The 9,465-nt window shown below is 67.3% G+C and carries 9 protein-coding genes; 3 read left to right on the top strand and 6 right to left on the bottom strand.

What is annotated here, in order from left to right; translation table 11 throughout:
• A partial coding sequence (locus GT354_RS44280) for an IS30 family transposase (RefSeq protein ID WP_161355674.1) occupies window positions 1-261 on the top strand: 261 nt, incomplete at its 5' end.
• Window positions 262-354: 93 nt separating this feature from the next.
• On the opposite strand, the gene GT354_RS44275 is transcribed toward GT354_RS44280, so the two are convergent.
• From GT354_RS44275 to coxB, 5 genes are all read right to left on the bottom strand, one after another.
• A complete protein-coding gene (locus GT354_RS44275; protein WP_161362866.1) occupies window positions 355-1,581 on the bottom strand; it encodes an Ig-like domain-containing protein in 1,227 nt (408 codons plus the stop codon).
• Window positions 1,582-1,736: 155 nt separating this feature from the next.
• Window positions 1,737-3,032 carry an Ig-like domain-containing protein gene (locus GT354_RS44270; protein ID WP_161362864.1) on the bottom strand — a complete coding sequence of 432 codons (1,296 nt, stop codon included), beginning with the start codon at window positions 3,030-3,032 and terminating at the stop codon, window positions 1,737-1,739.
• 215 nt (window positions 3,033-3,247) lie between these two features.
• The gene (locus GT354_RS44265; RefSeq protein WP_161362862.1) at window positions 3,248-3,646 is read right to left on the bottom strand and encodes a cytochrome c oxidase subunit 4; all 399 of its coding nucleotides are present in this window, start codon (window positions 3,644-3,646) and stop codon (window positions 3,248-3,250) included.
• Window positions 3,643-5,271, bottom strand: coding sequence for a cytochrome c oxidase subunit I (ctaD, locus tag GT354_RS44260; RefSeq protein WP_237536063.1), 1,629 nt, complete (start codon window positions 5,269-5,271; stop codon window positions 3,643-3,645). The genes GT354_RS44265 and ctaD overlap by 4 nt, the downstream gene beginning before the upstream one ends.
• A 90-nt stretch (window positions 5,272-5,361) precedes the next feature.
• Entirely contained in the window at window positions 5,362-6,225 is an 864-nt protein-coding gene (gene coxB / locus GT354_RS44255) for a cytochrome c oxidase subunit II (protein ID WP_161362857.1), read from the bottom strand.
• Between the two features lie 236 nt (window positions 6,226-6,461).
• Here coxB and GT354_RS44250 point away from each other — a divergent pair, with 236 nt between their 5' ends.
• A complete protein-coding gene (locus GT354_RS44250; RefSeq protein ID WP_161362855.1) occupies window positions 6,462-7,853 on the top strand; it encodes a cysteine desulfurase/sulfurtransferase TusA family protein in 1,392 nt (463 codons plus the stop codon).
• A gap of 56 nt (window positions 7,854-7,909) precedes the next feature.
• Here the strand turns inward: GT354_RS44250 and GT354_RS44245 are convergent, their stop codons facing one another.
• Window positions 7,910-8,887, bottom strand: coding sequence for a carbohydrate kinase family protein (locus tag GT354_RS44245; protein ID WP_161362852.1), 978 nt, complete (start codon window positions 8,885-8,887; stop codon window positions 7,910-7,912).
• Window positions 8,888-9,045: 158 nt separating this feature from the next.
• Between GT354_RS44245 and GT354_RS44240 the strand changes: the two genes are divergently transcribed.
• Window positions 9,046-9,258: a hypothetical protein gene (locus GT354_RS44240; RefSeq protein ID WP_161362850.1), complete on the top strand. Its 213-nt coding sequence runs from the start codon at window positions 9,046-9,048 to the stop codon at window positions 9,256-9,258.
• Window positions 9,259-9,465 lie beyond the last annotated feature (207 nt).

The following is a 9,465-nucleotide window of genomic DNA, read 5'->3' as shown; positions in this document are numbered from 1 at the left end:
GCCTCCCACCACGCCTTCACCGTCGTCACCGACGTCCCGGTCTACTTCTGCGACCCCGCCAGCCCATGGCAACGCGGCTCCAACGAAAACACGAACGGCCTGATCCGGCAGTACTTCCCCAAAGGCACAGACCTGTCCGTCCATACCCGCGAACGCCTGGACGCCGTCGCCGCCGAACTCAACGGCCGCCCACGCAAAACGCTCGACTGGGAAACCCCAGCCGAGCGCCTGCATAAACTGCTCGCCACGACACATCAGTGATCATGTGTTGCGACGACCCCTGGAATCCGCCCCGGGTGGGGCCCTTCGCTTCGTCCCGCCACACCGTTGCCGGCGCCCTCGGTGGAGGTGTGCTCACAAGGTGGTGGTGGTCACCGCGCCGGTGGTGCCGTGTCCGACCCAGTCGTCCCAGTCCAGGTTCCATTCGCCGTAGCCGTTGCCGATCGGTTCCATCGCCTTGCCGCTGTCGGTGTTCACCACCGTCACCAGGTCGCCGAGCTTGACCTGGTCGTAGAACCAGTGCGCGTCCTCGGTGCTCATCCCCACACAGCCGTGGCTCACGTTGGCGCTGCCCTGGGAGGCGACCGACCACGGGGCCGCGTGTACGAACTCGCCGCTCCAGGTGACCCGGGTCGCCCAGTACACGTCCAGGCGATAGCCGTCGCTGCTGTCCGCCGCGATGCCCACGGTCGTGCCGTCCATCAGCACGTGCGCTTCCTTGCCGAGGACGACCTTGGTCCCGGAGCGGGTCTCGAATCCGGCCTTGCCCGCGGTCACGGGCAGCGTCTTGAGGGGTTGCCCGTTGCGGCTCACGGTCATCTGGTGCGCCTTGGCGTCCACCGTCGCCACCACCGCGTCGCCGACCTGGAAGGCCAGCGGTTTGCCCTCGCCGCCGTACACGCCGGCACCGAAGTCGACTCCGATCAGGCTCGTGACCACCGAAAGCCTCGTACCGACGGGCCAGTAGTCCTTGGGCCGAAAGCGCACGGTGCTGTCGTCGACCCAGCCCCACGCGCCCTCGATCGGCACGGAGGACGCCACCGCGAGCCGTTTCTCCACGGCCGCCCGCCGGCCGGGATCGGTGATCGGCCGGTCGAACCCGACGGTGATCGGCATCCCCACCCCGACCGTCGAACCCGGCTCGGGCAGCACCTTGTCGGCGTGCACCTCCGCTTCGGGCGACAGCGTCGTGAACGACTCGGTCCGGGTCGCGGTGAGGCCGTAGGCGTCGACCGCCGACGCGGTGAGGGTGTACTTCGTGTTGTAGGCGAGCGGCTCGGAGTTGCTCCACGACGTGTCGCCCGCGGCGTTGCCGCCCGGAATCACCCGGCCGTCGGGTCCGGTCAGTCGTACCGCGTACAGCCGGCCGTCGTGCGCGTCCACCCGGATCGGTTTGCCCGGCTGTACCGGCCGATCCGGCCGCACGTCGACCACGACCCGGGCAACCGCCTGTTCGGGCCACTCGGCCTCGGCGGCCCGGTCCTTGTCCCAGATTCCGCAGCCGGTGACGAACACGAGCGGTACGGCCGGCAGTACGGCCCAGGTGGTCCACCGCAGATGAAGAGCTCTTTCCCGACTCACTCAAGACCTCCAGCCGTGCTCGACGAGCGCGGTATACGCGGAGTTGCTGCATCGAGAGTGGCCGGGAAAGAGTCGATTCATTCACTTTTCATGACAAACCGCTCGATCGCGCGAGTGTCCGGCTGCCCACTCGCGCTCGCACGCGGTATATGCGGTCAGCTCGTGGCTGCGGGTGCCGCGCCGTCGGCGGTCAGGGCGCTGCCCTTGAGCCAGGTGGCCCACTCCACGGTCCAGCCGCCCAGGCCGTTGCCGGGCTTGACAGTCTTGTCGGTGCTGTTGACGATCTCGACCGGGTCACCCTTGATGACCATGTCGTAGAAGGTCTTGGCGTTCGACGCGCCCATGCCGATACAACCGTGGCTGTCGTTGACCTCGCCGAACTTGCCGTCGTTCCACGGCGCACCGTGCGCGTAGGTGCCGGACGCGGTCAGGTGCACCGCGTGCCGTACGTTCTCCATGTCGTACGCCTTGCCCAGACCGACGGTCTCCGAGTTCATCCGGATGCCGTCCTCCTTGTCCAGGACGACCATCGTGCCGCCCCAGGTCGGGTAGTTGGGGCCGCCGGCCGAGATGGGCAGGTTCTTGATCTCGGCACCGTCCTGCTTGACCGACATGTGCTTGGTCTTGAGGTCGGCGGTCGATACGAGCGAACGCCCGATGGTGAACTTGATGTCCTTGGTCTGGTCCCCGTACACGCCGGGGGCGGCCCGTACTCCGGTCAGGTTGGCCTTGAGATTCACCTTCGTTCCACTGGCCCAGTACTTCTCCGGGCGGTAGTCCACCCGGTCGTTGCCGTCGAGGTCCTTGAGCCAGGACCACGAGCCGGTGACCGCGGGCTCGGCGACGACCTTGAGGTTCCGCTCGACGGCGGCCTTGTCCTTGATGGGTGTGTTGAACTTGAGCGAGATGATCGCCCCGACGCCCCACGTGTCGTCGGGCTCCACGTTGAAGTCGGCCTTGAACGTGTCGTCGGCGGACTTGGTGTTGAACCTGCTCTGCACGCCGACCTCGGCGCCGTCGGCGTTCGTGGCCTTGGCCGCCACCGTGTAGGCACCGCCGTTGGCGAGCGGGGCGTCGGGCTTCCACCCGGAGCCGTCGGGGCTGACTACGCCCGAGACGGTCTTGCCCTTGCCGTCGGTCACCGCGACCGAGACGAGCTTGCCGCCGGTCGCGGCGACCTTGAGGACACCGTCGGTCTCGACGCTCTTGGTGCCGTCGGCCGGGGTTATCACGATCGCGGCGGGAGCCGCCGCCGGCTTCTTGCCCGAACCACCGGTCGAGCCGGCGGTGGACCCGCCGGTGCCGCCCCCCGCCGATCCCGCCGGCTTCGGCTTCTCCTCGCCCGAGGAGCAGCCTGCGATGAATATGAGCGGCGCCACCATGAGTCCCGCGAAGAGGCGTATACCGCCGCCCGCTACCCCCGTGCGCGATGCTCCGTGTATCCGGGGCACGCGTGTCCCTCCCTCGTGTGAAACTCCCTTGCGCTCATTTGACGCGATGACCTCGCATCCGGGTTACGGGCATCGGCGAACAGTCACACAGCAGTGACAATCGCAAAGCCGTGAGCGGAGTGTGGGGTCGGGAGTCCTCTGTAGATATCACACAAGGCCGGTCACCCATTCGGGTGACCGGCCTTGTGGCGAAACCGTGTTGCGAGGGTTGCGAATCAGTAGCGCTGGTCCGCGCCCCGGTAGAACTCGAAGACCCAGCCCCAGACGCCGATCGCGACGATCGGGGCCGCGAACATCGCGAGCCACCAGCCGAAGATGACACCCAGGAACAGCAGGGCGGAGCCGACCGCCAGCATCAGCGGCTGCCAGCTGTGCGGGGCGAAGAAGCCCAGCTCACCGGCGTCGTCGGCCTGTTCGCCCTCTTCGTTGTCCTGCGCGAGCAGGTCCATCCGGCGTGCGGTGAAGATCAGGTAGAACCCGATCATCAGCGACAGACCGAACGTCAACGACAGCGCGGTGGTGCCGGTCGGGTCCTCGGAGAGCACCCAGTACACGATCGTCACCGGCAGCAGGAACACGGCCAGGACGGCGAACAGAACACCGTTGAACTTCACTTGTCGGCCCCCTTGGCAAGCTCGGGGGACGCCTCGGAACGCTCGTCCGTGAGGTATTCGAGCGCCGCGATCTCCGGGTGGTGGAGGTCGAACGCGGGAGCCTCGGAACGAATCCGCGGAATGCTCGTGAAGTTGTGCCGCGGCGGCGGGCACGACGTCGCCCATTCGAGCGAACGACCGTAGCCCCACGGGTCGTCCACGGTGATCTTCTTACCGGTCTTGTGCGTCTTCCAGACGTTGTAGAAGAACGGCAGTATCGACAGGCCCAGCAGGAACGAACCCAGTGTCGAGATCGTGTTCAGCGTCGTGAAGCCTTCCGAGTCCAGGTAGTCGGCGTAGCGACGGGCCATGCCCTCGGCGCCGAGCCAGTGCTGCACCAGGAAGGTGGTGTGGAAGCCGATGAACAGCGTCCAGAAGGTGATCTTGCCCAGGCGCTCGTCCAGCATCTTGCCGGTGAACTTCGGCCACCAGAAGTGGAAGCCGGCGAACATCGCGAACACCACGGTGCCGAAGACGACGTAGTGGAAGTGCGCCACCACGAAGTACGTGTCGGAGACGTGGAAGTCCAGCGGCGGCGACGCGAGGATGACACCGGTGAGACCACCGAAGGCGAACGTCACCAGGAAGCCGACCGTCCACAGCATCGGTGTCTCGAAGGACAGCGAGCCGCGCCACATGGTGCCGATCCAGTTGAAGAACTTCACGCCCGTCGGAACGGCGATGAGGAACGTCATGAAGGAGAAGAACGGCAGCATGACCGCGCCGGTCGGGAACATGTGGTGCGCCCACACGGTGACCGACAGACCGGCGATGGAGATGGTCGCGGCGATCAGGCTCTTGTAACCGAACATCGGCTTGCGCGCGAAGACCGGGATGATCTCCGACACGATCCCGAAGAACGGCAACGCGATGATGTAGACCTCTGGATGGCCGAAGAACCAGAACAGGTGTTGCCACAGGATCGGTCCGCCGTTGGCCGGATCGAAGATGTGGGTGCCGAACTTGCGGTCGGCCTCCAGCGCGAACAGCGCCGCGGCCAGGACCGGGAACGCCATGAGGACCAGCACCGAGGTCAGCAGGACGTTCCAGCAGAAGATCGACATGCGGAACATCGTCAGACCGGGCGCGCGCATGCAGATGATCGTGGTGATGAAGTTGACGGCACCGAGGATGGTGCCGAAGCCCGACATCGCCAGACCCATGATCCACATGTCGCCGCCGATGCCCGGCGAGCGAACCGCGTCGGACAGCGGGGCGTACGCGAACCAGCCGAAGTCGGCCGCACCCTGCGGGGTGATGAAGCCGGCGACCGCGATGATCGAACCGAACAGGTAGAGCCAGTAGGCGAACATGTTCAGTCGCGGGAACGCGACGTCCGGCGCGCCGATCTGCAGCGGCATGATCCAGTTCGTGAAGCCCGCGAACAGCGGCGTCGCGAACATCAGCAGCATGATCGTGCCGTGCATGGTGAACGACTGGTTGAACTGCTCGTTCGACATGAACTGCGTACCGGGGCGCGCGAGCTCGGCACGCATCAGCAGCGCCAGCACACCACCGATGCAGAAGAAGACGAACGAGGTGATCAGGTACATCGACCCGATCGTCTTGTGGTCTGTGGTCGTCATCCACTTGATGACGATGTTCCCGGGCTCCTTGCGGCGGACCGGCGGCCCGTCCGGGGCCACGGTCAGTGGCTCACTGAGGATTGTCACTCGTCACTTCTTCCCGTGCGCTTCAACGGGGGCCGGCTCGTTGATCTTGCTGCGCAGCTCGCCGGTCTGGCCCTTCGCGGCCAGCTCCTTCAGGTGCTGGACGTATTCGGCCTTGCTCACGATCTTGACGTTGAAGAGCATGCGCGAGTGGTCCACGCCGCACAGTTCGGCGCACTTGCCGCCGTACGTGCCCTCCTTCGTGGGAACGACCTCGAACTTGTTCGTGCGGCCCGGCACGATGTCCTTCTTGTAAAGGAAGTTCGGGACCCAGAACGAGTGAATGACGTCCGGCGAGGTGAGCTCGAACCGCACGGACTCGTGCACGGGCAGGTACAGCGTCGGCGGCTTGCCGGGCGTGCCCTGTTCGTAGACGTTCTGCGTGCCGTCGGCGGGGTCACCCTTGTAGTTGAAGGACCAGCTCCACTGCACGCCGACCACGTTGATCACGTTGTCGGGATTCTTGGAGAGTTCTTCGAGCTTGGTCTCGTCACGCGCGGTGAAGTAGAAGAAGACCGCGATCATGATGCCGGGGATGACCGTGTACAAAACCTCGATGGGGAGGTTGTACCGCGTCTGCGGCGGGATCTCGATCTTGGTACGCGACCGGCGGTGGAACGCGACGCTCCACAGGATGAGCCCCCACACCACGGCCCCGACGATCAGCGCCGCGATCCACGCGCCCTGCCACAACGACAGGACTCGAGGGCCCTGTTCGGTGACAGGGTTGGGCAGGCCGAGTCTCGGCAGGTCCTTGGAATCGACGGAGCAGCCGGTGGCGGTCGCGATGACGAGGCCCAGAGCCAGCAGCTGCGGCACCCTGCGCCGCATCCAGCGCCGCGGCGAGCGGTCGGAGCCGTAGGGACTCACGTAGCGCCTTCCCGAATGTCTCGCCCGCGCACGAGGTAAGGATCGGGAACTTTTCTTCCCAGAGGACCCGTTGCGCGGACAGGTATGGATGTTTCTGCGGGCCAAACCCTACTCCAGCCCTATTCGGGTCGCGCGCGGAGGTCAGGTGTGGCGCGGTGGGCAGATGTGACGGTCCATCCGTTCGGGCGAACGGCCCGAGCGTGTCCGTGATTCGGCTATTGGCTACGGTCCGACCCATGGCGTATTTCGACGCGGCCTCCACCGAACCGCTTCACCCGGCAGCGAAAGCGGCGTTCCTGAGCACGCTCGACGAGGCGTGGGCCGATCCCGCGCGCGGCTATTACGACGGCCGACGAGCGCGAATGCTTCTCGACGCCGCGCGGGAGACGGTGGCTTCCGTTCTGGGCACTCGATCTGACGAAGTGTCATTCACCACATCCGGGACACAGGCGGTCCAGTTGGGCATGCTCGGTGTATTGGCCGGACGCCGTCGCGTGGGCGCCCACGTGGTCGTCGGCGCGGTCGAACACTCCTGCGTATTGCACACCGCGGACACTCACACGGCCCTGTCGGAGCAACGTGGGATCGCCGCAGAAATCACCCGGACGAGGGTGGACCGTTCGGGCAGGGTCGATGTGTCGGCATTCGGCGCGGCGTTGCGTGCCGATACCGCGCTCGCGTGCGTACAGAGCGCCAACCACGAGGTCGGCACGGTGCAGCCGATCGCCGAACTGGTGACGCTTTGTCAATCGGCGGGCGTACCGCTGCTGGTGGACGCCGCGCAGTCGGTGGGCCGGATGTCGCTGCCCGACGGCTGGTCGGTGCTGACCGCGAGCGCGCACAAGTGGGGCGGCCCGGCGGGCGTGGGTCTGCTCGTGGTGCGCAAGGGCACTCGCTACGTGTCGCCGCTGCCGTACGACGAGCGCGAGGCGCGGCGTGTCCCGGGCTTCGTCAACGTGCCGGCGATCGTCGCGGCGGCGGTCGCGCTCGGCGCCGTCGGTACCGAGTCGGCCGACGAGGATCGTCGGCTGTCCGGCCTGATCGATCGGGTCAGGACGCGAGTTCGAGAGACCGTGCCGGATGTGGAGGTGGTCGGCGACCCGGTCGAGCGCCTGCCGCACATCGTCACGTTCTCGTGCCTGTACGTGGACGGGGAGGCGTTGCTAACCGAGTTGGACCGCGCGGGGTTCGCGGTGTCGTCGGGCTCGTCGTGCACGTCCTCGACCCTGACGCCCAGTCATGTCCTGGAGGCGATGGGAGTGTTGTCCCAGGGCAACATCCGCGTGTCGCTGCCGCGCGGGGTGGCCGAGGCGGAGGTGGACCGCTTCCTGGCGCTGCTTCCGGGGTTGGTCGCGAAGCTGCGCGCGGTGGTGGCCCACGAGCCGGCGCCGAGCGTGGCGCGGGACCCGTTCGTGGTGGACGCGCTCGGCAAGCGCTGCCCGATCCCGGTGATCGAACTGGCCAAGCGGATCCTCGACGTCGCGGACGGCGACCTGGTCACCGTGCTCTCCGACGACGAGGCGTCCCGGCTGGACGTCCCGGCGTGGTGCGAGATGACGGGGCACGAGTTCGTCCGCGAGGAGGTACGCGAAAGGGGCAGCGCCTTCGTGGTGCGGCGCCGCCCCTGACGGGCCCGGGCAGCCGTGGACGCGTGTCCTCGGCCGCCGGGCGGGCCGACCCGGGGTCAGGTCGGCAGGTGCACGGCCACCTCGGCCGCGGCGGCGTCCCCGTAGGCGCCGGCGAAGCGGGCCAGGAACGAGGCGCGGCGCAGCGAGTACTCCTGCGTGCCGACGGTCTCGATCACCAGTGTCGCGACCATGTTGCCGACCTGCGCGGAGCGCTCCAGGGACAGCCCCCACGAGATGCCGGACAGGAAGCCGGCCCGGAAGCCGTCGCCGACGCCGGTCGGGTCGACCTTGGCCTCCTCGGCCGGGCAGGGCACGACGATGGCCTCCAGGCCGGCGCGCTCGACCCGGACCCCGGCGGGGCCGAGCGTGGTGACCCGCACACCGACCTTCTTGAGGATGTCGGCCTCGGACCAGCCGCTCTTTTGCGTGATGAGGCCGCTCTCGTACTCGTTGGTGAGCAGATACGCGGCGCCGTCGATGAGCCTGCGGATGTCCTCGCCGTCCATTCGGGCGAGTTGCTGCGAGGGGTCGGCGGCGAACGGGTAGCCGCGCTCGCGGCACTCGTCGCTGTGGCGCAGCATCGCCTCGGGGTCGTTGGCCCCGATGACGACGAGGTCGAGCCCGCCGACTCGGTCGTTGATCGGCCGCAGTTCGATCTCTCTGGCTTCGCTCATCGCGCCGGTATAGAAGGACGCGATCTGGTTGTGCGCGTCGTCGGTCGTGCACACGAACCGCGCCGTGTGGTGGGTCTGCGAGATGTGCACGGACTCGGTGTCCACGCGATGGCGGTCCAACCACGAGCGGTAGTCGACGAAGTCGGCCCCGGCCGCGCCGACCAGGATCGGCGACAGGCCCAGGCAGCCCATGCCGAAGCAGATGTTGGGCGCGACCCCACCGCGGCGGATGTCGAGTTTGTCGACCAGGAAGGACAGGGAGAGCACGTGCAGCTTGTCCGAGACGAGCTGGTCGGAGAACCGACCGGGAAACGTCATGAGGTGGTCGGTGGCGATCGACCCGGTCACGGCGATACGCATCTGCGTGGCTCCTGAGGAGGGCGTCGAGGAAACGAAGAGGAAACCCACACAAGTTAACGCACGGCTCCGAAGCCGACCTGAAAAAACTACCGATCGGTAGATCGTGTCGTCACGCTGCGTGCGAACTAGGCTGGTAATCCCCACCCGAGGAGTCCTCGATGTCGTCGATGCCCGTGATGCCCGCCCACGCCGAGCCGGAGACGCTCGCGGAGCTGCGCGGTGACTGCCGTCACATCGACGCGTCGTGGACCACCCGCGGCGCCGCCGCCACACCCTCGAAGGCCACCCACCCCGGCTCGCACGCCCCCGCGACCGATGTCCCGGCACACGGGGCGACGCTCGTCGCAGGCATGTCCGAGTACGGCGACTAGTCGTCACGGGTCGGGGAACCGGCCGGCCCGCGGGTGCGTCGAAGCGGCATGCGTACTCACGGTGAGAACGACGAAGGCTCCCCCACCGAGCGCGCCGGGCGCGACCCGAGCCTCCCCGCCGAGCGCGCCGGGCGGCGTCGGCTGGTGATTCCGTCGTTGGCGATCGTCGCGGTGCTCGGCATCGCGGGCGGTGCCTGGGCGGTGTCC

The sequence above is a fragment of the Streptomyces sp. SID3343 genome (assembly GCF_009865215.1).
Classification (GTDB): Bacteria; Actinomycetota; Actinomycetes; order Streptomycetales; family Streptomycetaceae; genus Embleya.
Note: the sequence above shows the minus strand (reverse complement) of the source record. Positions and strands in the feature narration are given on the sequence as shown.

Coding starts and splice junctions, on each gene's coding strand:
- ctaD (WP_237536063.1), bottom strand. CDS start 5,271: ATGACGACCACAGACCACAAGACGATCGGGTCGATGTACCTGATCACC.
- GT354_RS44250 (WP_161362855.1), top strand. CDS start 6,462: ATGGCGTATTTCGACGCGGCCTCCACCGAACCGCTTCACCCGGCAGCG.
- GT354_RS44245 (WP_161362852.1), bottom strand. CDS start 8,887: ATGCGTATCGCCGTGACCGGGTCGATCGCCACCGACCACCTCATGACG.
- GT354_RS44240 (WP_161362850.1), top strand. CDS start 9,046: ATGTCGTCGATGCCCGTGATGCCCGCCCACGCCGAGCCGGAGACGCTC.